We start from the raw sequence: 24,146 nt of genomic DNA, 5'->3' as shown, positions 1-24,146 counted from the left end.
AGCCGTCCCGGCACAGGTGTGGATTACAAACCGGTTTCTTTTATTCTTTTGTCAGCGCCGCCCGCAGCGTTTCGTTGATGACCTTGGGATCCGCCTTGCCCTTGAGCGCCTTCATGCACTGGCCCACGAGGAAACCGAAGGCCTTCTCCTTGCCGCCCTGAAAGTCGGCTACCGACTGGGGATTGTCTTTGAGCACCTGCGCAATCACCGCGGCCACCGCCCCTTGGTCGGACACCATTTCCAGACCCTGCTCTTTGACGTATACTTCCGGGTCCACCCCGGTTTTAAACATCGCCTCGAACACAGTTTTCGCCGTGTTGCGGTTGATGACTCCTTTGTCGATCAGACCGATGAGCTTGGCAAGATTTTGAGGGGCCAGGGTCAGCTCGGAGGCTTCCTTTCCTTCCTCCTTGAGCAAGCGGAACAGATCCCCCATCATCCAGTTGGATACTTCCTTGGGCTTCTGACACAGCTCCGCCGCCGCTTCGAAAAAGTCCGCCATGGCCTTATAGGCGGTAATCATGCGGCTGTCGTATTCCGGAAGGCCCAGCTCTTTCACGTAGCGTTTCTGCTTTTTATCCGGAAGCTCGGGCAGCTCTTTGGCCACCCGGCCGATCCAATCGTCCCCGATTTCCACTGGCGGCAGGTCCGGCTCGGGGAAATACCGGTAATCCTGGGCGTTTTCCTTCGAGCGCATGGCGAAGGACTCGCCCTTCTCGTCGTCCCACCGCCTGGTCTGCTGGATGACGCGGCCTCCCGCTTCCAAAACGGAAATCTGCCGCTTGGACTCATAGTCAATGGCACGGGCCACCGCTTTGAAGGAGTTCATGTTCTTCATCTCGGTGCGCACGCCGAACTCCTCCTGTCCCACCGGACGCACCGAAACGTTCACATCCGCCCGCAGAGACCCCTCCTGCATCTTACAGTCGGACACGCCGATGTATTGCAGCGTGGCTTTGAGCTTTTCGAGATACGCGGTCACTTCCTCGGCCGAGCGGAAGTCCGGCTCGGACACGATTTCCAGAAGGGGCACGCCGCAGCGGTTGTAATCGGCCAAGGTCGCATCCTCATAAGGCTCGTGCACCAGCTTGCCCGCATCCTCCTCCATGTGGATTTCCTTGATGCGGATGGATTTTACCCCCGCCCCTGTCTCGATTTCCACCGCGCCGTTTTGGCAGATGGGCAGGTAAAGCTGGGAAATCTGATAGGCTTTGGGAAGGTCAGGATAGAAGTAGTTCTTCCGGTCGAACTTATTAAGCCGGGTGATGGTGCAATTGGTCGCGAGCCCCGCCCGGATGGCGTACTCCACCACGCTTTTGTTGAGTACCGGCAGGGTGCCCGGCATCCCGGTGCAGACCGGGCAGCAGTGGGTGTTGGGATCGCCGCCGAACTGGGTGGTGCAGGAACAGAAAATCTTCGTTTTGGTGGAAAGCTCGGTGTGAACCTCCAGCCCAATGACCATCTCGTATTTCATCGGTCCTCTCTCCCTTCCTGCGGCCGCTTGGTATGAAAATCAGTGGCCTGCTGATAGGCGTAAGCCGTATTTAAGAGCGTCTTTTCTCCAAAAGGTCTGCCGATGAGCTGCACACCCACCGGGAGGCCCTGCCCGTCAAATCCGCAGGGGGCCACCAGGCCCGGCAGTCCCGCCAGGTTTACCGACACGGTATAGATGTCGCCCAGGTACATTTTCAGCGGGTCTTGGAGGCTTTCGCCCAGCTTGAGCGCCGTGGTGGGCGCCGCCGGGCCCAAAAGCAGGTCGAAGCGTTCGAACGCCTTGTCAAACTCGCCCTTAATCAGCGCCTTTACCTGCAGCGCTTTCTTATAATAAGCGTCGTAATAGCCGGAAGACAGCACGAAGTTTCCCAGCATGATCCGCCTTTTTACCTCCATACCGAAGCCTTGGCTGCGGGACTGGACATATAAATCAATCAAATCGTCGAACTTCTCAGCCCGGAAGCCGTATTTGATTCCGTCGTACCGGGACAGGTTGGAGGTTGCCTCCGCCGAAGCAATGATATAGTAAGCTGGAATGGCGTACTCCACCATAGGCATGGGGAATTCCTCTACCACCGCGCCCATCTCTTCCAGCTTCTTCGCCGCCGCGAGTACCTTTTCTTTGACCTCTTCGTCCAGGCCCTCTCCGAAATAGTCCGATGGGATGCCCACCTTCAGCCCCCTTACGTCCCCGGTCAGGGAAACGAGATAACCGCCTTCCCCTGCGTCCACAGAAGTGGCATCCTTTTCATCCTTGCCCACGATCACGTCGAGCACCGCCGCCAGGTCTTTCGCGTCCCGAGCGATAGGGCCGATCTGGTCCAGGGAAGAAGCGTAGGCCACCAGGCCGTACCGGGACACCGCCCCATACGTGGGCTTTAACCCGGTCACGCCGCAGAAGGAACAAGGCTGGCGGATGGAGCCGCCGGTATCCGACCCCAGGGTATAATAGGCTTCCGCGGCTGCCACCGCAGCCGCCGCGCCGCCAGAGGACCCCCCCGGCACCCGTGTCACATCCCAGGGGTTTTTGCAGGCGCCGAAATAAGAGGTCTCGGTGGTGGAGCCCATGGCGAACTCATCCATATTGAGCTTCCCAAGCAGCACCGCGCCCGCATCGTGCAGCCGGGTGGTCACCGTGGCGTCATACGGCGGACGGAAATGTTCCAGCATCCGCGAACCGCAGGTGGTGGGAAGGCCCTTGACACAGATGTTGTCCTTTATGGCCATGGGTACACCGGCTAACGGAGACGCGGCTTCCCCCGCGTCGATCTGCTTTTGAATTTCGTCGGCGCGTTTGAACGCCTCCTCTTTGAATACCGACAGGTACGCCCGGCATTCCCCGTCCTTTTTCTCAATGCGCTCGAGCACGGCACCGGCGGCTTCCCGCACGCCGACCTCCCGCTTTTTGAGCCGTTCGCCCAGCGAAAGGGCGCTTTCATCCAGTTTGATCATGGGGCCTCCTCCTATTCTACCGTTTTGGGGACCTTAAAGCAGCCGTCCTGCTTGACCGGCGCGTTTTGCAGCAAGGCCTCCCGGTCCTCGGAAGGCTTCACCTCGTCTTCGCGAAACACGTTCTTGACCGGGAATGCGTGGCTCATAGGCTCTACGCCGGCGGTGTCCAGTTCGTTAAGCTTATCCATATAGGTCAGAATGCTTCCCAGGTCTTTTTCTGCTCTGTCCTTTTCTTCCTCGGTCAGCCGCAGACGGGACAAATCCGCAACATAATCGATCAATTCTCTGGTAATCTGCATACCTTCGTCCTCCTTTGCCCGAATGCCGGCGCACGTCTCGCCCTCCTTAGCCAGACGCACGCCGGGTTTCCTTTTTTGACAACAAAAAATCCCGGATCGCCAAACGATCCGGGACGGAATTACCCGCGGTGCCACCCAAAGCTTGCCGCTTCTTTCCAAAAAGCGGCCACTCTCTCGCGCGGTAACGGGCGCACCCGTGCGGTCCTACTGCTGTGTTCAGATCGCCGGCTCGGCAGTGTTCCTTCCCATGCGGGGTTTCAAACCGGCGCTCTCAGTCACGGCGCCGCCTCCCTGTTGAAAACGCATGGTACTGCTCTGCGTCATCGCCTTGTTCCGATTTGGGTCTGATTATAGTACAGTATTCCCGTTTTGTCAATATTTACGCGGCAAAAGGAAACGTTACAAACTGCTGGTTTCCACCAAGATCATTTCCTTGCTTTTGGCCAGGTATTCGATTTCCTCCAAAAGGGACAGGATCGTTTTTGTCGCTCCGGCCGTGTCCGTTGTCTGAGACAGGCGGCGCACCGCTGCCCGCGTGACCGTCAGCTTTGTATAAATCTGCTCTTCCACCTGGCCGATGGCGTCGCTTTCCACCCGGTCCATGGACGTGGCCCTGGAAAGGCGATGCTCCACCGCGCCAAACTGCCTGGAAAGCCGGTAATAAAGCGCCGGTTCCAGCCATTTGCGGCAATCTCGGATTTCGTCGGCAATGGGAAGCAGAAGCAGGCGCACCTTCGCCGCCTCTTCGTCCTGCTGGGCGCGGGTTTCCTGATTGCGGCTTCGAAAATACAGCATAATTCCGCCGCAGGCACACAGATACAAAACAATCATCAGCAACACAGCCGTTACATACCACTGCACGCTGATCCACAAAAAGGTCGCCAAAGTAAACCCCAGCGTAGCCAGATAATAAACCGCCGTCGCCGCCGCCTTGGCGTGGGCCGTCTTCCTCCCAAACCGTTTTGTTATCCGCGAAAAGCACAATACCGCCACATTCAGAGACGCCAAAGAAAGCGCAAGAGTCACAAAGATCACCGGCTGCAAAAAACCGCCGACCATCGAGCAAATGGCATACAACAAGACGATCGTCACAATGTTGGCAATGGACAGAAAAAGCCCGGGAAGGATGGAAGAAATCACTATTTTTTTCAAATCCGCCTCTCCTCCCTTTCCTGCTCTTTTCCCGCCGGATGCTATCATAACAAATTTTTTCTGTATTTGAAAGAAATTTTGTGCGTCCTACCCTACATTATAGGCAACAGATTGAAAAATGTCAAATAATTTGAGAAATTCAAGCGGATTTATCACATTTTCCAGAAAAGCAGTGTTGTTTTTTCACGAAATCCTCAATCGAAAGTCAATATTTCATATTAACAGGATACTATTTCGAATATTTCCTTGTATTTTCTTAAAACACACAGTACTGCTCCATGTAAGAATCCATCAGACGCAGCACATCTTCGTATCCTCCCGCCTGCTCCAGGTATTCCCGGATATCCGTCACATCCACGATGGCGTGCACGTCAATGCCGAACTGCTCCTTGACCTCCATAACCGCCGTTTTTCCCGGGTTCTGCCCTACCTCGCAGCGGTTGACGGAAATGAACATATCCCGCACCTGCACGTCGGCCGCCGCTTTGAGCACCGGAATGGTCTCCCGCACGGCGGTGCCGGCGGTGATGACGTCCTCAATGATGATGATCCGGTCCCCGTCCTTGGGCTGGTAGCCCACGAGAGAACCGCCTTCTCCGTGGTCTTTGGCTTCCTTGCGGTTAAAGAAAAAGGGCTTGTCGATGCCGTATTCCCTGGCAAGTGCCCCGGCGGCGGAGGTGGCAAGGGGAATGCCTTTATAGGCGGGGCCGAACATGGCGTCGAACCCATCGCCGCAGGTTTCCTTTATAAGCTTCGCGTAAAAGCTGCCCAGGGCGGAACTCTGGGCGCCGGTCTTGTAATTGCCGGTATTGACAAAGTAAGGGGACAGGCGGCCGCTCTTGGTTTTAAATTGACCGAAGCGCAGCACGTCGGCGCCCACCATAAATTCGATGAATTCCTTTTTGGTCTGGGTCAGCATATTTTTCCTCTCCCTTTTGCGTGTTTTTCCCATGGGTTGCCCATACTACCACTGTGCACCCAACCGAAACTATGCTATACTATTCGGGAACATCTGGCAGGACGCAAGGAAATATCCTCCGTCTTCCCGATTGGTAGTATCATACAATATTCCGGCGAAGATTGCAACAAAGGATCTGATTTCATCCATGTTCAAACTGGCGCGCTACTTAAAGCACTTTAAAAAGGAAGTCATTTTAGGGCCTCTCTTTAAGCTGATGGAGGCCATTTTCGAGTTAATCGTCCCTTTGGTCATGGCCCGTATCATCGACGTGGGCATTGCCACCGGTGACACGGGGTATATTCTGCGCATGGGCGGGCTGATGGTGCTCTTAGGGGTGGCGGGGCTCGGCTTTGCGCTCACCTGCCAGTATTTCGCAGCCCGGGCCTCTCAAGGCTTCGGCACCATCCTGCGAAACGACCTCTTTCGCCGTATCAATTCCTTCTCCCACCGGGAGATTGACCGGTTCGGCACTCCGTCCTTAATCACCCGCATCACCAACGATGTAAACCAGCTCCAAGTGGCGGTGGCTATGCTCATCCGCCTGGTGATCCGTGCACCCTTTCTCATCGTCGGCTCGGCAGTGATGGCCATGCTGCTGGACTGGCAGCTTTCTCTCATCTTCCTGGTAGCGGCTCCCTTGGTGGCACTGGTTTTATACCTGGTGATGAGCCGCTCGGTCCCCTTTTACCGCACCATTCAGAAAAAGCTCGACCGGATCTCCTTGATTACCCGGGAAAACCTGGAGGGAGTGCGGGTCATCCGGGCCTTCTCCAAGCAAAAGGACGAGGAGGAACGGTTTGACGAGGCAAGCGACGACCTGGCCGCCACCTCGGTGCGGGTGGGAAAAATCTCCGCGCTCCTCAATCCTCTGACTTATGTGATCATGAACCTGGCGATTGTGGCCATCCTCTGGTTTGGAGGCATGCGGGTGGACGCAGGGGCCCTGTCCCAGGGGCAGATTATCGCCTTTGTCAACTACATGACCCAGATTCTGCTGGCTCTGGTGGTAGTGGCGAACTTGGTCATTCTCTTTACCAAGGCCTCCGCCTGCGCGGCCCGGGTCAACGAGGTGCTGGACACCCAGCCTTCGGTGACTGAGGACGCGGCCGGGCCGATTTCCCCTTCCAAGGACCAATCCACGCCCCGCATCGAATTTCGTGACGTTTCCTTCTCCTACGGGGAAGGGGACTATGCGTTGCAAAACATCTCCTTTTCCATTTCCCCGGGCGAAACGGTGGGCATCATCGGGGGCACCGGGTCGGGCAAATCCACGCTCATTAACCTGATCCCCCGGTTTTACGACGCCACCGAGGGCCAGGTGCTGGTGGACGGGGTCAATGTTAAGGACTATCCCTTCGGCCGGCTGCGCCGCCAGATCGGCATGGTCCCTCAGCGGGCGGTGCTTTTTGCCGGAACCCTCAGGGAAAACATGCGCTGGGGAAAGCCGGACGCCACCGACGAAGAAATCGCCAAAGCCCTTTTTATCGCCCAGGCAACGGACTTTGTGGAGAAGCTTCCGAAAAAATACGACACACCCATTTTACAAGGGGGCAAAAACCTTTCCGGCGGGCAAAAGCAGCGCCTGACCATTGCCCGGGCCCTGGTGGGGACCCCGCCCATTCTCATTCTCGACGACAGCGCCAGCGCCCTCGACTACGCCACCGACGCGGCTTTGCGCAAAGCGCTGCGCCGGGAAACCAAGGGCATGACGGTGCTGATGATTTCCCAGCGGGCCAACACCGTCAAGGGCGCGGACAAAATCGTGGTGCTGGACGACGGGGAAATCGCCGGGATCGGCACGCACGAGGAATTGTTCGATTCCTGTCAGGTCTATCGGGAGATTTGCCTGTCCCAGCAAAGCGGCGAGGAGGGAAAACGGTAAGATGAAGGTTACGGTGGTTCTCAAACGAATTCTTTCCTACACGCGGCCCTATCTTTGGTTCCTGATCGGCGCGCTCCTTTGCGCGCTTTTAAACGTGGCCCTTACCCTGCTGGCTCCGGTTCTCGTGGGGGACAGCATCGACTATATCGTTGCTAAGGGCCAGGTGGATTTTCCAAGCATCGCCCGCATTCTTTTTGTGCTGGCCGGAGCTATTCTGCTGGGCGCCTTCTTTCAGTGGCTGATGACGCTGTGCACCAACCAGCTGACCTACAAAACGGTGCGGGACCTGCGGGTGCAGACCTTTCACAAGCTCAGCGCCGTGCCGCTTCGGTACATCGACGGCCACTCCCACGGTGACATCATCAGCCGGGTGGTCACCGACATCGACCTGATTTCCGACGGGCTTTTGCAGGGCTTCACCCAGTTATTTACCGGGGTAGTCACCATTCTGGGCACCCTGCTTTTCATGTTGACCATCAACGTCAAAATCGCGCTGGTGGTGGTGCTTATCACGCCGCTGTCCCTGTTCGTCGCTTCCTTCATCGCCCGGCGCAGCCATAAGATGTTCCGGGAGCAGTCGGCGGTGCGGGGAGAGATGACCGGGTACGTGGAGGAGCTCATCGGCAACCAGAAGGTGGTCAAGGCCTTCTCTTACGAGGATCGGGCGCAGGCTTCCTTCGAGGAGATCAACCGCCGGCTTTACGACTGCGGTGTGAAGGCCCAGTTCTATTCCTCCATGACCAATCCCTCCACCCGGTTTGTAAACGGGGTGGTGTACGCGGCGGTGGGGATTGCCGGTGCTTTGACCGCCATCCAAGGTCTCCTTTCGGTGGGGCAGCTCTCCTGCTTTCTGACCTATGCAAACCAGTATACCAAGCCGTTTAACGAGATCACCGGCGTCATCACCGAGCTGCAGACCGCGTTTGCCAGTGCGAGACGGGTGTTCGCCGTGCTCGACGAGCCGGTGGAGAGCCCGGACGCGGGGCTGCCTAAACTTACAGACTGCGACGGCCGGGTAACAGCAGAACATGTGGACTTTTCCTATCGCCCGGATACCCGGCTGATTGAGGACTTAAACCTGTCCGTCTCCCCCGGCCAGCGCATCGCCATCGTGGGGCCCACCGGCTGCGGGAAAACCACCATCATCAACCTGCTCATGCGGTTTTACGACGTGGATGCCGGGCAGATTTCAGTCAGCGGTCATCCCATTGACTCGGTCACCCGTCAAAGCCTGCGCAGCTGCTACGGCATGGTGCTGCAGGAAACCTGGCTTTTCTCCGGCACCATCCGAGAAAACATCGCCTATGGAAAACCGGACGCCACCGAACCGGAAATCGTGGCCGCGGCAAAGGCCGCTCACGCTCACAGCTTTATCCGCCGCCTTCCCCAGGGGTATGATACGGTGATTTCCGAGGACGGGGGCAATCTGTCCCAGGGGCAAAAGCAGCTTTTGTGCATCGCCCGGATTATGCTGTTAAGCCCGCCTATGCTCATTCTCGACGAAGCCACCAGCTCCATCGACACCCGCACCGAAATCCAGATTCAGAAGGCTTTCGACAAGATGATGGAAGGGCGCACCAGCTTTGTGGTGGCCCACCGGCTCTCCACCATCCAGGAAGCCGACCGGATTCTGGTGATGGATGCGGGCCGCATCATCGAGCAGGGTACCCACGAGGAACTCTTGGAAAAGGGCGGGTTTTACGCAAAGCTGTATAACAGCCAGTTCGCCCCGGCCCAATGAGCCTTTTCCGGCGTCCCAACGGCCTTGCGTATGGGAACGGGCATGGTTTTGTGCATTTTTTCCTGCAATTCCTGAAAAGCCGGCAAAGCTAAATTTTCCTTGTCCTTTCAGACGTACTTTAGGCAGCGTCCGGAAGCCGTCCCGCCTTTAACACCCAAAGCAGCCACATCGCATAAAGGTTGACGCCCTTTCCGCGAGGAGAAACCTCCTTGCGGAAAGGGCGCTTTTTACACTTCAGCTCATTCCGGCGGACCTTCGCCCGAAAGGCCTGGAGCGCGCGGTACCATAGCGTCCGGATTTCTTTGGGCGGGAAAGCCTCCGGAGCCGGAGGAAAAACGGCGCTGCTTTAAATCGTAATATACTGGTCGCTGGCGTAGCCGACAATGCCGTTATAATTGACCACGTACCAGCCGTTCCAGGAGCCGAGCACCTGAAGCTTAGCGCCTTTGGGCGCCTGGCCGATGATGGCTGAGGCGGTGGTTGGCCGGTTGCGAATGTTGAGATTGCCCCAGCTTACCGTAACCGTACCGGTGCGTTCCGGCTGCGCATTGATGAAGGGAATGCCGAAATACTCGGTGAGGGAAAGCACCAGGTTGCGGGCAATGGTGGTAATGTTGTTTTTGATCCAGTTGGCGTCTTCCACGTTGTCGTGGTAGGCGATTTCCACCAACACCGCAGGGGCCTTGGGCAGACGCACCTCACCCAGGGTGGTGGTGGGCACCGCGCGCACCAGCTGAGGATCCGGATAAATGGTTTTCAGGTTGCGCACGATGATGTCCGCCATCCGCTTGCCGTTGGTGCTGGTAGGGAAATAAAAGGCGAGGGACCCGCGGACTTGTCCGCTGCTTCCTTCAGGCGCGGCGTTGGAATGCAAGGCCAGATAAAAATCATAGTTGCCCTGGTTCGCCTGCCGAATGGAGGAAGCGGCCGTCATATCAGGCGTATTGCGGGTATATTGAATGCCGTTGGAACGCAGATAAGGCACCATCGCGTCCGCAATTAAATTCATATATTGCTCTTCGCTTCCGCCGTTGACAAAGAGGTTATACTCCTGCGTGGACGGGCTGAGATAAATACGGGGCATGCTACGTTACCTCCTTTGGTAAAACTATGGAAGAGCGGTACGAAAAGAGAGTGAATACGCTGTCTCCACCCTCTCCATTACAGCCGCCCAGTCCAGTGTATGCCCGTACCAAGGGACTGGTCCCGATTTTTATCCGCGCCGCCTTGAAAGGCTTTTCTCCAAAAGGATCATATCCTGGCAAATCCGGCCGTTTTCATAGACCGGAGGATCGTAGTTTGTAAAGAAGCCGGCGCGCATCCCGCTTTCTGCAAAGCCAAGCCGCCGGTAAAAGGCCACACCGCCTTCGCTGGTCCCCACCGTCATCGCGGTAAACTGCTCCTGGTACCGGCTGAACAAAAAGCGTACCAGCCTGCTTGCATAGCCTTTTCCCTGTTCTCCCTGCAACGTAGCCAAATTTTTAAGCTCGCATTCGGTCTCGCCGGTTTTCATTACGACCGCTTCGCACACCACCCGTCCGCCTACAATACCCACATACATGTCGGACCGTTCCAAATACCGGTCGATCATGTCCTCACTGGGGTCGGCAAGCAAAAGCAAGTCCAAATAGGCCTTTTTTCTTCCTTCGACTTTTTGTATCTGCATTTCTCGTCCTTTCTTTTTCGCGGCACACTTTTCTCTAATATCCTTCGTCATCACCGCGGTCATTTTATTTTCCTGTATTTTTTCGTTGTTTTTCGATATAATGATGTTATCGTCATTGGAGGAAGGGGATTCGTATGAAAAAATGGGACAAACAGAAACGAAACATCGTCGTCACGGCCCTGGTCACCATCTGTGTCTGCTTTCTGACGTTTTACAGCGTCTTTGCATCCGGACAGTCAAAGCCGACGGTTACCGTCACCGGTGTACCCGCTTCCAGCGGTTACGGATTGGACGACCGCCGGGAAAGCACCGGGACCTCCGTCGTCTCGTCGGCTATGGATACCGCCTCTTCCCTGCAATCGGAAGAACCGGACGCCGCGTCTCAAAACCACGCGGCGTCCCGTCCGAAAGCAAGCACAAGGCCGCCCGCAAGTTCTTCCCTGCAAAAACCGGCAGAGAATTCGTCCTCAGCCGCGGATTCCTCTTCCCCGCCGGTCTCTTCTGTCCAGCCGGCAGAGTCTTCCGCCTCCGAGCCGGCTAAAATCAACATCAATACCGCCACGGAGAAAGAACTCCTGCAAATTCCCGGCATTCTAAAAATGAAGGCGCGCCTGATCCTTCTTTATCGGGAGGAACACGGTCCGTTTCAAACCGTGGAGGACCTGATGCGTGTTGACGGCATCGGCCCGGAATTGTTTGAGACCATTCTTCCCTACATTTGCGTATAAAAAAATAGAATTGAATTTTTCGCCGAACTTCCTATCGTCACACAAACGATAATACACTGACACCTTTTTTCATCGTCAATCAGGGACAGGCAAAAGAGGGACCGCACGTGTGGTCTCTCTCTTTATAAAAATCAGGTCAATATGGTAGACTCTCCCATCTCATAAAGAAGGTCGTCCAACTCGTGGACGGCAATCCGGTTCATGAGCCCGAACACGAGAATGCTGTCGCGCCGGTCCCGGACGTAAAAGTCCCGTACCTTGGCGATTTTCAGGACCCTGTTCGCGTCCTCCAGGGTGAGAGGAAATCCAAAAATCAAAGCAATCAGCTTATCGCGGGAAGGGCGTTTTTGTATCCGCGAAAATCTGATACCGGTAAATCTGGTTCAAACCGGAGCGGCGGATCACGTCCGCCTTTTTCACATGATATTGCTCCAAAAACCGGCACAGACATTCTCCTACCGTCATGTCCAGCAGCTCGGCTTTGCAAACGGTCAGATAGGTTTGGATGTTGTTTTCCGTACGCAGCAGCTTCATCAGCTCTTCGGTTCTTTTTCTCACCAAAATTCCCCCTTCTTGCGATAAGCATTCTAGCATGTTAAAATTTACAAGACAAGGGGTGGAAAAAAATAGATTTATCACAGCGGCACGCGATCATCGAAACCGTCAGTGAAAGCAAAAAGGGTGTGGTATTCAAAGCGCAGGACCGGAAAAACGATTCTTTCGTCATTATCCGCGTTGTTTACCGTACAAACCCGGCTTCGTTTTCGTTTCTCAGGGTCATCCAAAGCCCGCATTTGGCAAGGGTCATCGACCTGTTTGCCTCGGGAAACGATACGGTGAACGTATTTGAATACGCGGCAGTGAAGCCTGGAGAAACGACTGTCTGTGCCCAGACCAAGGACGGCTCCGTAAAATTGGAGGAAGTCAAAGTCACCGTCAAGAAACTGGGGGATTCCAGCGCGGGTGTTTCCAGCCAAGCCCCTTCCCAGCCGAAGGAACCGGAGCTTGCGGTCTCTGCCACCGATTTGCTGACGGCGTATAACGAAAACGGCGTCAACGCGGACAACCAGTACAAGGGCAAATATCTGAAAGTCACCGGGACCGTGGGCAGCGTCGGGACCGACATTCTGGGCGACGCCTATATCACTCTTAAAAATGAAAACAACAAATATGCCATTATCCGCGTGCAGTGCTATTTTGACGACAACAATACCGATGCCATCGCCAGCCTAAAGGAAGGCGATTCCGTTTCCATCACAGGAACCTGCAGCGGCAGCACCGGAAACGTCATCCTCAAAGACTGCGACGTGGTTTCCTAATAAAGCCTACCAGCAAAGCCTCCTTATTTCCATAAAGCAGCCGGTCCATCTTAAGAAGATGGACCGGCTGCTTTTCATGTGAGGACCTGCAGGCAGTGCAAACGATTCTCTGTATCAAAAGCCCCGCATACAAAGCGTATGGGGGGTTCGGACGAATTGCGTGAAAGAACCATATTGAAATTGCAAGCCCTTTGGCTTCAATAACGACATTTCCTTTTGGTACATATTTTCAGGCAGTTTTGGTAGTTTTGTTCCGCTTTCTCCCAGTTGATAATATTGGTCCAATCGTCCACATACCCGGCGCGGACGTTATAATGCTTGAGATAATATGCATGCTCCCACACATCAATGGTGAGAATCGGGCATGCCGCGTCTTCCATCGGGTTATTCTGATTTGGAGTGGTTACAATTTTCAGTGTTCCGCGATGATTTACCAGCCATGCATACCCCGATCCAAATACGTCCAGCGCCTTTTCTTTGAATGCAGACTCAAATTGCTCCAAGCCGCCAAACTGCTGGTTTATGGCTTCGGCAAGCTTTCCAACGGGCCTTCTTCTGGACGGATTGGTTAACCCGTTAAAATAGAAACGGTGGTTATATACGCCTCCGGCATTGTTGCGTATTGGTGCCTGCAGGTGTTTGGGCAGTTGGCAGGACCTTTTGATCAACTGTTCCAGCGACAGTTTTTGCAGCTTCGGCTGGTCTTTTAAAGTCTTGTTTAGGTTGTCGATATAGGTCTGTAAATGCTTATCGTGATGCAGATGCATGGTCTTTTCGTCAATAAAGGGTTCCAGCGCGTCGTAATCATACGGCAAAGGCAGATTCACGAATGGATAGAAATTGTTGTCCATAAACAGCCCTCTCAATTCATTATGCTACCATTATAATATGTATGTCCCTCTTTTTATGTGAGAGCAGTTGCTCTCGCGGCAAGCCAGCCCTTGGGACGGGAAAAGCATAGGAAAATGCCTTCCAGCCAAGTTGGCCAGAAGGCATTTGTGCTATCTCTGTTTTGCAAGAACCTCTATTGTTCGCTTATTTGCATTGTCTCATTTTCGAGGTCCAAATTTCGACCTCTATACACCCCTATGAAAAAATAGAAAATGAGCATTGCTCGTGCAGCTTCTTTTTTCTTTCCTTATGCGTTACTGTGCACACAAACATTCCTATCTGCGGTGTGTCATATACTGTGTATATGGCAGTTTTGTGCGCACGTAACTACGGTTATATTTTAATTTTGATAAAACGGAATGCCTCTGTCCTTTATGCCGCCTTTCAAGGGATGTTTGGGGAGATATGAGACTGCCTGCCGTATACACCAAACGCAATAATTTTTCAGGGAGCTGTGAATGACGCGCCCGTATAGAACCACTCCACGCAGATTGAAGTTCTTTCCCCACCCTGAGAAGCAAAAGTGCGTATCTCACACATAGACCACAGTTTGCTTGTTGGATTCTGCAGCCGGATCCGCGTCCAGTGCATTTCCTGTGATTGGGTGAATACAGTATCATCCAATACTAGATTTGTAGAAATAGTCACATTGTTATTGGTCTGGTAGTCTATCGAGCCATCGTAAATGCTGACGCGCCGTATATCTGCCAAAACGGAGGTTCCAGTGGTGGCCGGCTGAATGGAAAGCCTGAGGCTTGAGCTGGATATGGACTGTACAAGCAGGGTCAGGCTTTCCAGAGGGACACGCAGAGTGCTCCCCACCTTGGAGAGATTTGCATTATATGTCTCCGTGTTGGATTTTAGATTTGGGCTGACGATGCTTTGAGCTGCTGTAGTAAAACTAAGAACATATCTGGTTTTGGTATTCTCTACTTCGGCTATCTTCGGGGTCTCTCCCGTAGCTCCCTGGGGACCGGCGCTTCCGGTCTCTCCCTTAGCACCGGTGGGGCCGGCAACGCCCTGTTCTCCCTGCGGACCGGCGGGGCCGATGGGTACAACGAAATCTAAGAGAACTCCTGTCTCTGAAGGTTTTGCTGTCACTGCCGCTGTACTGCCGGAAGAAACCGCTCCTACCTCCACTGTAGGAGTAGCCCCGGTAGGACCCTGGGGACCGGTGCTTCCGGTCTCTCCCTTAGCACCGGTGGGGCCGGCAACGCCCTGTTCTCCCTGCGGACCGGCGGGGCCGATGGGTACAACAAAATCTAAGAGAACTCCTGTCTCTGAAGGTTTTGCTGTCACTGCCGCTGTACTGCCGGAAGAAACCGCTCCTACCTCCACTGTAGGAGTAGCCCCGGTAGGACCCTGGGGACCGGTATCTCCTTTTACGCCTGCAGGCCCCATAGGACCTTGCTCACCCTGCGGGCCCTGGCAGCCAGAGTCTCCTTGCAGGCCCTGAGGGCCTGTTACGCCTTGTGGGCCCTGTTCTCCCTGAGGGCCCTGTTCTCCTTGTGGGCCTCTATCTCCCTTTTCCCCCTTATCTCCTTTCGGACCGGACGGGCCTGCAGGACCCGTATCGCCCTTCGGGCCTACTGGGCCGGGATCGCCCTTTAGGCCCATAGGTCCAGGGTTTCCTTGGATTCCCTGAGGACCCATAAAACCCTGGTCGCCCTTGGGCCCCATATCTCCCCGAACTCCCTGAGGGCCTTGGGGCCCTTGGATTCCAGCCATTCCGCGGGGACCAGCCGGGCCTGGGCATCCTTGTTCCCCCTTGGGTCCTTGGGGCCCTTGCAGTCCTCTTTCTCCTCTGGGCCCTTGGGGCCCTTGCGGGCCAGGTATCCCTTGAGGGCCCTGAGGACCAGTGGCACCCTGAACGAATACATAATTCTCTCCTGATGAGGAACAGCGGCAGTATCTGTTCGTATCGGAGGGATACTTGCTATAGTATTCCATAATAGAAGACAAACTCCTTTCCCAAGATTTGCCGCAAATCAGGTTCACAGCGGCTTATTTTTTGTTCTTGCAGGCTGGGGCTTTCGCTTGTTTTTTCATTCAAACGCTGGCTTTACAGCCTGAAATAAAAGTTGGTTACAACAGAAATCATGATAATCGCTATCATGCTATTAATACAAAAAGGTTGCTCAACCTTTTAGCCATACTAAATACATATACTCTCTTCGGCTGTTGTCTACTTTACCAAAATATGCAAGCAGATTATGTGCTGTTACAGGACTCTACCTGCGGGAGATACACCGCTCAAGGCCGAGCGGACACAAGGACTTTTTTCTTATGGGTTTGCACTACAAAAAAGATACCCTGCCATAAACGCGAGTGGACAGGTAAAATAAAAACCGAGCACGGAACGCGATGTGCGTCCAGGCTCAGCCTGGTGGGTTTATGCTACAAAAAAGATACCTTGCCATAAACGCGAGTGAACAGGCAAAATAAAAAACCGAGCCCGGAACGCGATGCGCGTCCAGGCTCAGCCTGGTGGGTTTATGCTACAAAAAAGATACCTTGCCATAAACGTGAGTGAACAGGCAAAATAAAAAACCGAGCCCGGAACGCGATGCGCGTCCAGGCTCAGCCTGGTGGGTTTATGCTACAAAAAAGATACCTTGCCATTAACGCGAGTGAACAGGCAAAATAAAAAACCGAGCCCGGAACGCGATGCGCGTCCAGGCTCAGCCTGGTGGTGCCGCTGATCCGGCATATGTTATATGTGCATTTCATTACTGCCCACGTATAAGGTGATCGGTATAAGACAAGCCCTCCCGTTTTTGGGAGGGCTCTTTCATACCGCCGTTTTCTCGAGCATTGGATGATCGCCGGTTAAGATATTGAGCACCTTGTCCTTGTCTCTCACCCAGGCGTCCAGCTGGTCCGGCAGGAGCACCACTGGCATCCGGTCGTGGATATCTGATACCGACGTATTGGCCGCCGTGGTCAGGATCACATAGCGCCGCTCCCCCGCGAACTCCTTCCAAAGCCCGGCCATATATAGGATTTTGCTCCCCGGCAGGTTAAATTCTGATTTAACTATCTAATCCTCAAAAACCATTGATTTTTCAAGGCTTCACGCCTGTTTTTCATTCAAACCTTATCTGTTTGCCCTTGTTTTTGCCCTTACGAGCCGAAACAAGGGCAACTTTTTATTCCCCGCCGACCACCTTATCCAGCAGCCTTGCGGAAGTGCGCTTCGCTTCCCTTGTAGAGTGAGCGTAGATGTTCATTGTGGTACTGACATCGGAGTGTCCGAGAAGTTCCTGCACATCTTTCGGCTTTGCGCCGCCGGAAAGCAGATTGCTTGTGTAGGTGTGACGGAGCGTGTGGAAATGGAAATCTTCAAGCCCTTTCACTTTCTTCTTTGCCGCCCTGCACATAATCCCTACCGTACTCGGCGCTTCATACGCCCCGTCTGCTCTCAGGCAGACAAAGGAGATTTCCTTGTAATCCTCCGGGACTTCCTCTGTCCTTTGCAGGCTGTAAACCTCATAATAGGTGCGCCCTTTTTCCTTTACTTCTTTGTAGTAGTTCAGGTGATAAAACTCCCCGTAGCGGAAACGGTTTTTGCGCTGTTCTGTTCTCGCCGCCCGCAGGATTGCCGCCAGCGTGTCGCAGAAATCAACGGTGCGGACTTTGCTCCGTTTTGTCGTTCCCACTTCGGTTGTGTGCCTTGTTCCGTTATAGCGCATGCTTCGGCGTACCGTGAGATATTGTTCCTCAAGGTTAATATCCTGCCAAGTCAAGCCGCATACTTCCCCGATACGAAGCCCCGTGTAGTACGCTATCTGCACAGGCAGCAAGGCGGGATTATCTTTTGCCTTGAGAAATTCCTCCAGCTTTTGGAACTGTTCATGGGTGATAGTAGGAATACTGGAAGTATCTTCCTCACTGTCCGAGAAAATATCCGTTTCCTGCTTCCTGCCCCTCAGCTTCACATACTGCATAGGGTTAAAGGTAATCAGTTTTTTCGGGAAAACCGCAAAGCGGAAGGAATTTTGCAACACCGCCGAGAACAGGAGCATATATCCTTTGCTCATGGGCTTTGAAGTTGTCCCGTCCGGGTTTGTCCCACCATAGCTCAGGAAATCAATGAACGCCTGCAAATGGTCGGCGGTCACGGTTTTCAGCTTGCGTTTGCCAATGGGATATTGCTTGATACGGTTTACCGTTCCCTGATAGGACATGACCGTCCCGTTGCTTAAGTTGCCGGGTTTCAGTTCTTCCTCTACCCACATATCCAGCATATCGCCTACCGTGATGTTTTCCGCTTTCCCGACAAACTGCTTTTCCTCGTAGTCCGCTATCGCTTTGCGGAGCATGGCTTCTGTCTCCGCCTTGCTATCTGTGCCTGCAAACTCTTTCTGCACTTTTCTGCCGCTTTCATCTTCAATATAAAAGCGTCCGTACCACTTTTTGCCTTTCTTTCTTACAGAACCTTTTGCCATAGATAAAAAACTCCTTTCTATCCGTGGCAATCGGGACTGTGACATATGGTGTGCGTAAAGTAATTGTGTCACTTCCGCCAGTGAAAGTCAACTGGCGTCTTTACTTGTCAAGGTGCCACGGAATTTTCTTTTTCGGAAAGCCTTTCTTCGGCTTCCTCCACTATCCCGAAAAGTGCGCCCATCGACATTCTTGTGCGCCCCTCATCGTGGATATGTAAAATCCCGTCTAAAAACCGTTTCATATCCTCAATCGGTACTTCCATCTTCTTGCGGTATACCTGTTCCATGATTGCCCCGGACTCTATGGCGTACCGTCCAAGAGACTCTTTCAGCCCCTTGTCCTCCGCCACACGGTCAACTTCCTCCATAGCGTCAGCAAAGTAGTAGGTCATAACCGTATACAGGTCAACCATCTTGCCGAGAAATGTCGTGAGAAGCTGCTGATGCGGCTCGCCCTTTACTGTATGGGAAAGTGTGTCCAGATACTTCTTGATGTGTTCCTCAATATCCCGCTGGCATAGAGTGTAGGTGTCATATTCCTTATCATCGGAAAGACCTGTCAGCCATTCGGGAGTAGTGAGCAACGCTTCCGCAAGACCGTTGATAACCATTGTGCGCTTCGGATCAACCCCGTCCGCTTCGTACCGCTGAATGGTGGATTTGTTCACGCCTACACGCCTGCCGAGTTCCGGCATGGTAATGTTTAACTCTGTGCGGCGTTCCTTAATCCGCCCACCGACCTGTTTTGCGGTGAATGTGGTTTCTTTTTTCAAGGTGTTCACCTCCTGACTGGTATCAGTATAACACGCCGATACTTATTTTGCAACCTTTATCTCAATAAAAGTTGTAAATAAACTATGAATGGTTGCAAAATAGGTTGACAAGAGATAGCAGAATAAGTATAATGATAAAACAGTAGTTGCAAAATGAGTGTTTAAAAAGGAGGTTGATAGAATGAGCGCAGTCAAAATGGGACTTACCATAGAGGAAGCCGCAGAATGTACGGGTATCGGCAGGAACACCATGCGGAAGCTGGTGGAATGGGGAAAGCTGCCCGTCCTCAAAGTGGGGCGCAAGACCATTATCCGCAGGGACACGCTGGAACGGTTTCTGACGGTCAATCAGGGAAGAAATCTTCTGAAGCCCGATGATGTCCGCAGAGTGGAATGACCATCCACTCTCTTTTCGGAAAGTAACCCTAAGCCCTCGGCGTTTGAGAGCGAAATACACCCCTCGCACAAACCTGCGGTTTGTACTCCGGGTATTTCGCCCTTGCAGGGGGCTTCCGTATCAACCGCCTGCGGCGTATGATACGGGACTGTCACCGCTGCCGCAGCGACAGCCGCAACCGTAAACGGTTGCAAAAAAGGACGCACCTTGACAACAGAAAACGGAGATGATGTATGCCGAGACACAGTTTTATCCAGATGTCAAAGCTGCCCAATGTCAAAGGGCGAATATCGTATATTACAAGCCATGCAAGGCAGGAAAATCTCTATGCCACCTACCGCACCGCCGACAGCACCTTTTGGAGCAACCTTGCAAGGGAAAGCCAGCAGGAGTTTCAGCGCAGCGGTACAGAGGGTAAATGTATCGAAGCAAGGGAACTGATTATCGCCTTGCCCGAAATCTATACGCAATATGAGCCGCAGCAGGTACTTACGGACTTTACAGAGGAGTTCCGCAGGCGGTATGGTGTGGAGTGCGTGTCCGCCCTCCACCACAACAAGCGCAAGACGAATTATCATATCCATCTGATTTTCAGCGAGAGGAGGCTGCTCCCCGAACCTGATATGAAGATTGCTTCCCGCAGCGTGTTCTTTGACGAGAATGGAAAGCGTGTCCGCACCAAAAAGGAAATCACGGGGGAGGACGGGCAGATACGAAAAGGCTGTACCGTCATCAAAAAAGGCGAGGTATACGAAAGCCATCTGTTTACTACCAAAGATACACGCTTTAAGGGAGAGCCTTTTCTACGGGAAATAAAGGAAGTGTATACGGAACTTATCAACCGCCATATCTCTGATCCTGAGCAGCACTTAAAGGTATTTGATAAAAACAGCGTCTATCTGCCGACCAAGAAAATCGGCAAGAACAATCCCAAAGCGGACGAAATCAAAGCCGACAATGCCGCAAGACAGGAATGGAACAGGACAGCGGATATGGCGTTATTATCGGGTATCTCCGAAGCGAAGATTTTAGAGGTCAAGCGGACAGAGATACACGAAAAGGCGAGCCAGTCTATCAAAAGCAAGGGCTGGCTTCCGGGTCTGTTCCGCAGTATCGTAAACAAGGCAAAAGACTTCCTGCAAAACTTAATCCGTGAACACGCTATGCCGCCGAAGCCTGTCCTTGAAATAGATATGGCAGAGTTCCGTACCATGCAAAAGCTGATGATAAAGGCGCAGGATAAGGCGAAAGAAATCCGGCATTTGCAGGATACGGTACTTCCGAAACTGAAACAGCAACTTGCCGATACAAAAGGGATTTTCAAGGGTAAGGAGCGCAAGGCGCTCACAGAGCAGATACAGCGGACAGAAAAGAAAATCGCTGAAAAGCTGGATAAACTGCCCGATGTTCTGAAAGAGGACGGTTATCCCGATGTGCAGGCGTTCATGGCAACCTACCGCAAGGCGGAGGCTGTCGTGGAGCAGTACAATCGTGACCTTGCCGCATGGGAGCGGCAGGTCAGGGAAAAACAGAAACCCGCCCAAAAAGAGCAGGCAAAGCCGCCTGAACGGGAGAGCCTATTGAAACGCCTGCGCCAGCTTCAGGCGGAGGGCAAGCAGAGAAACCAGCCGAGACAGAGAAAGAAATCCTTTGACAGAGACAGCCGATAGGCACAAAAAACCGCCGCTATGGTATTACCCATGCGGCGGCATACATAAAAATCTTATTTGTGTTCTGCAAGTGTGACTTTCATATCCTGAGCATTGATGATTGTTTCCTTTTTGCACTTCGGACAGTAGAGGGGGAAGTTTCTTAATTCTGTATCTTCCCGTATCATTGTACGAGTTTTATTGCCGCAGATAGGGCATAATATCCATTCTGTAGCTTTCATGTTACTTTTCTAATTTCAAGTCTTTTATTTTTTGAGATATTCTCTCAATGACCTGTATAAAACATTCATCACTTTTGCCCGTCGGATCGGGAAGTCCCCAATTATCATCAAACGCTCTACCGATATAGGGACAACCGACATCACACCCCATTGAAATCGCAATATCGGGCGTAGGGATTTTATCAATCGTCTTGCTATACTGGCTTTGCTCCATATCTATCCCATAAAGCTGTTTCATAAGCCGCACAGCGTCCTGATTGATTTGTGATTTTGTTTCTGTTCCGGCAGAATAGAAATCAAACTTATCTCCCGCCAAATGTTTTCCAAGTGCTTCTGCAATCTGACTGCGGCAGGAGTTATGCACACAAATAAAGGCTACCTTTTTCTTATCCATCGTTAAAACCCCAGCTTGTGCAGCAGAGCAACCACATCAGCAGCTTTCAAAACCTTACCCATAGCAACAACCTTTTCGTTGACAACAAGGGCAGGCATACTCATAACACCGTATTCCATTACTTTCTGCATATCGGTAATGTATTCGACCTCTACGGAAAGTCCCATATCCTTTACTGCCTGCTTTGTGTATTCAAATTGTTCGTGACAGGATTTACAACCTGCCCCTAACACTTTGATACAGCAGATTTCTCCCTCTTTCAAATCAGGACAGCAATCGTTTGTAATGCTTTCTGCTTCGCTGGCAGCACAACCGCAGCTACAAGCGCAAGCAGGTGTTTTCTTTTCTTCTTCCTTTTTCTTTCCAAAGTTAAATAATGCCATAATAATAACCTCCTAAAATTAAACAATTAAATATTGTATTGCGTTGAAAAGATAGCCTACAATAATAATACCAGCAGCACATATTCCAATGAAAATACCAAGCAGTTTCGGTTTGACCGCCTTGCGAAGCATAATCATTGAAGGGAGCGAAAGCGTAGTAACGCCCATCATAAAGGAAAGGACAACGCCGAGCAAAGCACCTTTTGCAAGCAGGGCTTCTGCAATCGGAATTGTACCGAAAATATCCGCATACATCGGAATACCGACTATCGTAGCAAGAATTACGCCAAACGGATTATTTTCGCCAAGTGCTTTGACAATAAATTCTTCAGGAATCCAGTTGTGAATGAAAGCACCAATGCCCACGCCGATCAGAACATAAGGAGCAACCTTTTTAGCGGTTTCAACAACCTGTTCCCACGCAAATTTCATACGGTCTTTGAAATGCAGTTCCTCCTGCGGAACATCAATCGAGTGACCGTTTCGGATATATTCTTCCACTTGATTATCGAGGTGCAACTTTTCAATTAGCGTTCCGCCAGCCACAGCGATTACCAAACCGAATATTACATATAAAACAGCAACTTTCCAGCCGAAAATACTCATCAGTAAGACAAGGCTTCCGAGGTCAACCATCGGCGAAGAAATCAAAAAGGAGAATGTAACGCCAAGCGGCAAACCTGCGCTTGTAAACCCGATAAACAACGGAATGGAAGAACACGAGCAAAACGGTGTTACCGTACCGAGCAGAGCGGCGATGATATTCGCCCATATTCCGTGAAATCTGCCGAGTATCTTTTTAGCTCTTTCGGGCGGGAAATAACTTTGAATATACGAGATAATCAAAATCAAAACGCCGAGCAGTACCATAATTTTTACAGTATCATAGATGAAAAACTGAACACTTCCTCCTATTTTGCCCGTGGTATCTAAACCGCAAGCGTTCAAAAATGTTTCAATGAGGCGATTCAGCCAGTTCATACCAAGGACTTCATTTTGAAAAAAGTCCCAAATTGTTTTTAGTGTCTCCATAAAAAGCCCCTTTCATATAGTTATATTGAAATATGTCGATTTATCGTCCCGAATATAAGCCGTGCGGAAAAGCAATCAATAAACTTCCTCACTTTTCACAGCACGACTTGTTTTCGCTTTCAACATCAAGTGTTGTCAACTGCCGCAAACATTCTTTTGCCTGCTCCACACCTTTTTCTGAAATAGAATAGTGTGTCCATTTTCCCTCTTTGCGCCCGACAACTATTTCAGCGTCACAAAGAATTTTCATATGGTGGGAAAGCGTAGGCTGCGTGACATTGATTTCTTCTAGCAACTTGCAAGCACATTTTTCACCTGAACGCAGCAGTTTTATAATCCTAATGCGGTTTTCATCACAAAACGCTTTGAAAATTGCCGCAATTCTTTTTTCATCCATCTCTCTCAATCACCTCCTATAGATAAATGTCTATGTGTTATTATATGCAACACATAGAAAAATGTCAATATATTTTTTTGATTTAAGTGAAACAGCGGTAGGAAAACTAAATCCTACCGCTGTCTTCTTATGCAAAGATGATTTCTTTTTCCACAATCTCCTTTGCACACGCCCGTATGTTATTCATTCTCTGTGTCCATTCCAAAGCGTTTTCCGCCTTTAACTGCTCCGTAATACCCTGCACCCGTTTCATCTGCTCTGTGAGCCTTTCCATGCGTTCCTGCGCCTGCCTGTCGATGTCAGCAAGGTAATTGTTCAGTCTGCCGCTTGTGAACAAGGTTATGTAGGTGGCTCGGCGGTATTCTTTCAGATACCGCAAGTGCCGCTGTCCCCACAAACCAATAGGCTGTTCTTTTTCGGCTGGTAAGATAAGACATGGGATATAATAATCTCCTTGCAGTTCATACCACAGACCATTTTTATCATCGTAAATGTACTTGTCCATTGAAAAATCCTCCGTTATAATATATTCGCACATACATCACAGTTCTCCGATTGCCACACTTTGTTATATCTTGTTATGAGATTTTCTTGCCCTTGTATTTGCCCTTATGAGCAATGAGGGAAAGAGTAAACTTGTGTGTAACCGTATAAAGAGATAAGGCAGACACATTGCGATAAATCCTTTATTTTCAAGGCTTTTGGAGGATTTTATTAAAACACTGTAACCTCTGTTGAGAGGTCATAATTTACTGATATTCAAATTTGAATTTGTAGTCGTCGGCCGCTTTGCGGATGCCTTCAATGTCCATGCCCTTGAATTCATCAATCTGTTTGTTCGCCGAT

General features: G+C 51.8%; 27 protein-coding genes and 1 other annotated feature. Of the genes, 6 read left to right on the top strand and 21 right to left on the bottom strand.

The window, feature by feature from the left end:
- Nucleotides 1-40 precede the first annotated feature (40 nt).
- From gatB to pyrE, 5 genes are all read right to left on the bottom strand, one after another.
- Nucleotides 41-1,474, bottom strand: a complete 1,434-nt coding sequence (gene gatB, locus WMO26_RS11490) for an Asp-tRNA(Asn)/Glu-tRNA(Gln) amidotransferase subunit GatB (RefSeq protein ID WP_349220539.1) — start codon at nt 1,472-1,474, stop codon at nt 41-43.
- The gene (gene gatA / locus WMO26_RS11485) at nt 1,471-2,946 is read right to left on the bottom strand and encodes an Asp-tRNA(Asn)/Glu-tRNA(Gln) amidotransferase subunit GatA (protein ID WP_349220537.1); all 1,476 of its coding nucleotides are present in this window, start codon (nt 2,944-2,946) and stop codon (nt 1,471-1,473) included. The genes gatB and gatA overlap by 4 nt, the downstream gene beginning before the upstream one ends.
- 11 nt (nt 2,947-2,957) lie before the next feature.
- Nucleotides 2,958-3,245: an Asp-tRNA(Asn)/Glu-tRNA(Gln) amidotransferase subunit GatC gene (gene gatC, locus WMO26_RS11480; RefSeq protein ID WP_349220535.1), complete on the bottom strand. Its 288-nt coding sequence runs from the start codon at nt 3,243-3,245 to the stop codon at nt 2,958-2,960.
- Nucleotides 3,246-3,351: 106 nt separating this feature from the next.
- Nucleotides 3,352-3,578 (bottom strand) — a binding site (T-box leader).
- Nucleotides 3,579-3,644: 66 nt separating this feature from the next.
- Nucleotides 3,645-4,397, bottom strand: coding sequence for a hypothetical protein (locus WMO26_RS11475; protein ID WP_349220533.1), 753 nt, complete (start codon nt 4,395-4,397; stop codon nt 3,645-3,647).
- Between the two features lie 256 nt (nt 4,398-4,653).
- Nucleotides 4,654-5,316 (bottom strand): orotate phosphoribosyltransferase, encoded by a 663-nt coding sequence (pyrE, locus tag WMO26_RS11470; protein WP_349220531.1) that lies wholly within the window; start codon nt 5,314-5,316, stop codon nt 4,654-4,656.
- Between the two features lie 187 nt (nt 5,317-5,503).
- On the opposite strand from pyrE, the gene WMO26_RS11465 reads away from it, so the two are divergent.
- Nucleotides 5,504-7,240, top strand: a complete 1,737-nt coding sequence (locus tag WMO26_RS11465) for an ABC transporter ATP-binding protein (RefSeq protein ID WP_349220530.1) — start codon at nt 5,504-5,506, stop codon at nt 7,238-7,240.
- 1 nt (nt 7,241) lies between these two features.
- The gene (locus tag WMO26_RS11460; RefSeq protein WP_349220529.1) at nt 7,242-8,981 is read left to right on the top strand and encodes an ABC transporter ATP-binding protein; all 1,740 of its coding nucleotides are present in this window, start codon (nt 7,242-7,244) and stop codon (nt 8,979-8,981) included.
- Between the two features lie 346 nt (nt 8,982-9,327).
- Here WMO26_RS11460 and WMO26_RS11455 read toward each other — a convergent pair whose 3' ends face one another.
- Together WMO26_RS11455 and WMO26_RS11450 are read right to left on the bottom strand one after the other, a co-directional pair.
- Nucleotides 9,328-10,065, bottom strand: coding sequence for an N-acetylmuramoyl-L-alanine amidase (locus tag WMO26_RS11455; protein WP_349220527.1), 738 nt, complete (start codon nt 10,063-10,065; stop codon nt 9,328-9,330).
- Nucleotides 10,066-10,194: 129 nt separating this feature from the next.
- Nucleotides 10,195-10,647: a GNAT family N-acetyltransferase gene (locus WMO26_RS11450; RefSeq protein ID WP_349220525.1), complete on the bottom strand. Its 453-nt coding sequence runs from the start codon at nt 10,645-10,647 to the stop codon at nt 10,195-10,197.
- A 134-nt stretch (nt 10,648-10,781) separates the two neighbouring features.
- On the opposite strand from WMO26_RS11450, the gene WMO26_RS11445 reads away from it, so the two are divergent.
- Nucleotides 10,782-11,375 carry a ComEA family DNA-binding protein gene (locus WMO26_RS11445; RefSeq protein WP_349220524.1) on the top strand — a complete coding sequence of 198 codons (594 nt, stop codon included), beginning with the start codon at nt 10,782-10,784 and terminating at the stop codon, nt 11,373-11,375.
- 131 nt (nt 11,376-11,506) lie between these two features.
- Here the strand turns inward: WMO26_RS11445 and WMO26_RS11440 are convergent, their stop codons facing one another.
- Entirely contained in the window at nt 11,507-11,692 is a 186-nt protein-coding gene (locus tag WMO26_RS11440) for a hypothetical protein (RefSeq protein WP_349220522.1), read from the bottom strand.
- Between the two features lie 10 nt (nt 11,693-11,702).
- Entirely contained in the window at nt 11,703-11,933 is a 231-nt protein-coding gene (locus WMO26_RS11435) for a hypothetical protein (RefSeq protein ID WP_349220521.1), read from the bottom strand.
- A 125-nt stretch (nt 11,934-12,058) separates the two neighbouring features.
- On the opposite strand from WMO26_RS11435, the gene WMO26_RS11430 reads away from it, so the two are divergent.
- Nucleotides 12,059-12,694, top strand: a complete 636-nt coding sequence (locus WMO26_RS11430) for an OB-fold protein (protein WP_349220520.1) — start codon at nt 12,059-12,061, stop codon at nt 12,692-12,694.
- A 197-nt stretch (nt 12,695-12,891) separates the two neighbouring features.
- On the opposite strand, the gene WMO26_RS11425 is transcribed toward WMO26_RS11430, so the two are convergent.
- From WMO26_RS11425 to WMO26_RS11400, 6 genes are all read right to left on the bottom strand, one after another.
- Nucleotides 12,892-13,545 (bottom strand): superoxide dismutase, encoded by a 654-nt coding sequence (locus tag WMO26_RS11425; protein WP_349220519.1) that lies wholly within the window; start codon nt 13,543-13,545, stop codon nt 12,892-12,894.
- Nucleotides 13,546-14,029: 484 nt separating this feature from the next.
- The gene (locus WMO26_RS11420; protein WP_349220518.1) at nt 14,030-14,986 is read right to left on the bottom strand and encodes a collagen-like domain-containing protein; all 957 of its coding nucleotides are present in this window, start codon (nt 14,984-14,986) and stop codon (nt 14,030-14,032) included.
- Nucleotides 14,987-15,192: 206 nt separating this feature from the next.
- A complete protein-coding gene (locus WMO26_RS11415) occupies nt 15,193-15,465 on the bottom strand; it encodes a hypothetical protein (protein ID WP_349220516.1) in 273 nt (90 codons plus the stop codon).
- 911 nt (nt 15,466-16,376) lie between these two features.
- Nucleotides 16,377-16,589: an SOS response-associated peptidase family protein gene (locus WMO26_RS11410; RefSeq protein WP_349220549.1), complete on the bottom strand. Its 213-nt coding sequence runs from the start codon at nt 16,587-16,589 to the stop codon at nt 16,377-16,379.
- A 145-nt stretch (nt 16,590-16,734) separates the two neighbouring features.
- Nucleotides 16,735-18,033 (bottom strand): tyrosine-type recombinase/integrase, encoded by a 1,299-nt coding sequence (locus WMO26_RS11405; RefSeq protein ID WP_349220515.1) that lies wholly within the window; start codon nt 18,031-18,033, stop codon nt 16,735-16,737.
- Between the two features lie 107 nt (nt 18,034-18,140).
- A complete protein-coding gene (locus tag WMO26_RS11400) occupies nt 18,141-18,815 on the bottom strand; it encodes a helix-turn-helix domain-containing protein (protein ID WP_244273531.1) in 675 nt (224 codons plus the stop codon).
- Between the two features lie 172 nt (nt 18,816-18,987).
- On the opposite strand from WMO26_RS11400, the gene WMO26_RS11395 reads away from it, so the two are divergent.
- A complete protein-coding gene (locus WMO26_RS11395; protein WP_002586623.1) occupies nt 18,988-19,203 on the top strand; it encodes a helix-turn-helix domain-containing protein in 216 nt (71 codons plus the stop codon).
- 233 nt (nt 19,204-19,436) lie between these two features.
- Nucleotides 19,437-20,873 (top strand): MobA/MobL family protein, encoded by a 1,437-nt coding sequence (locus WMO26_RS11390; protein ID WP_349220512.1) that lies wholly within the window; start codon nt 19,437-19,439, stop codon nt 20,871-20,873.
- Nucleotides 20,874-20,926: 53 nt separating this feature from the next.
- Here the strand turns inward: WMO26_RS11390 and WMO26_RS11385 are convergent, their stop codons facing one another.
- From WMO26_RS11385 to WMO26_RS11360, 6 genes are all read right to left on the bottom strand, one after another.
- Nucleotides 20,927-21,094 carry a cysteine-rich KTR domain-containing protein gene (locus WMO26_RS11385; protein WP_087301850.1) on the bottom strand — a complete coding sequence of 56 codons (168 nt, stop codon included), beginning with the start codon at nt 21,092-21,094 and terminating at the stop codon, nt 20,927-20,929.
- A gap of 1 nt (nt 21,095) precedes the next feature.
- Nucleotides 21,096-21,488: an arsenate reductase ArsC gene (locus WMO26_RS11380; protein WP_002586621.1), complete on the bottom strand. Its 393-nt coding sequence runs from the start codon at nt 21,486-21,488 to the stop codon at nt 21,096-21,098.
- Between the two features lie 2 nt (nt 21,489-21,490).
- The gene (locus tag WMO26_RS11375) at nt 21,491-21,871 is read right to left on the bottom strand and encodes a thioredoxin family protein (RefSeq protein ID WP_074141146.1); all 381 of its coding nucleotides are present in this window, start codon (nt 21,869-21,871) and stop codon (nt 21,491-21,493) included.
- 18 nt (nt 21,872-21,889) lie between these two features.
- A complete protein-coding gene (locus WMO26_RS11370; RefSeq protein WP_072851497.1) occupies nt 21,890-22,903 on the bottom strand; it encodes a permease in 1,014 nt (337 codons plus the stop codon).
- A gap of 88 nt (nt 22,904-22,991) precedes the next feature.
- Complete coding sequence (locus WMO26_RS11365; protein WP_002586618.1) at nt 22,992-23,300, bottom strand: ArsR/SmtB family transcription factor; 309 nt, start codon at nt 23,298-23,300, stop codon at nt 22,992-22,994.
- A 127-nt stretch (nt 23,301-23,427) separates the two neighbouring features.
- A complete protein-coding gene (locus tag WMO26_RS11360) occupies nt 23,428-23,805 on the bottom strand; it encodes a TnpV protein (RefSeq protein ID WP_002586617.1) in 378 nt (125 codons plus the stop codon).
- Between the last annotated feature and the right edge of the window lie 341 nt (nt 23,806-24,146).

Origin of the sequence: Solibaculum intestinale (assembly GCF_040096205.1) — a bacterium.
Taxonomy (GTDB): domain Bacteria; phylum Bacillota; class Clostridia; order Oscillospirales; family Acutalibacteraceae; genus Solibaculum_A; species Solibaculum_A intestinale.
Note: the sequence above shows the minus strand (reverse complement) of the source record. Positions and strands in the feature narration are given on the sequence as shown.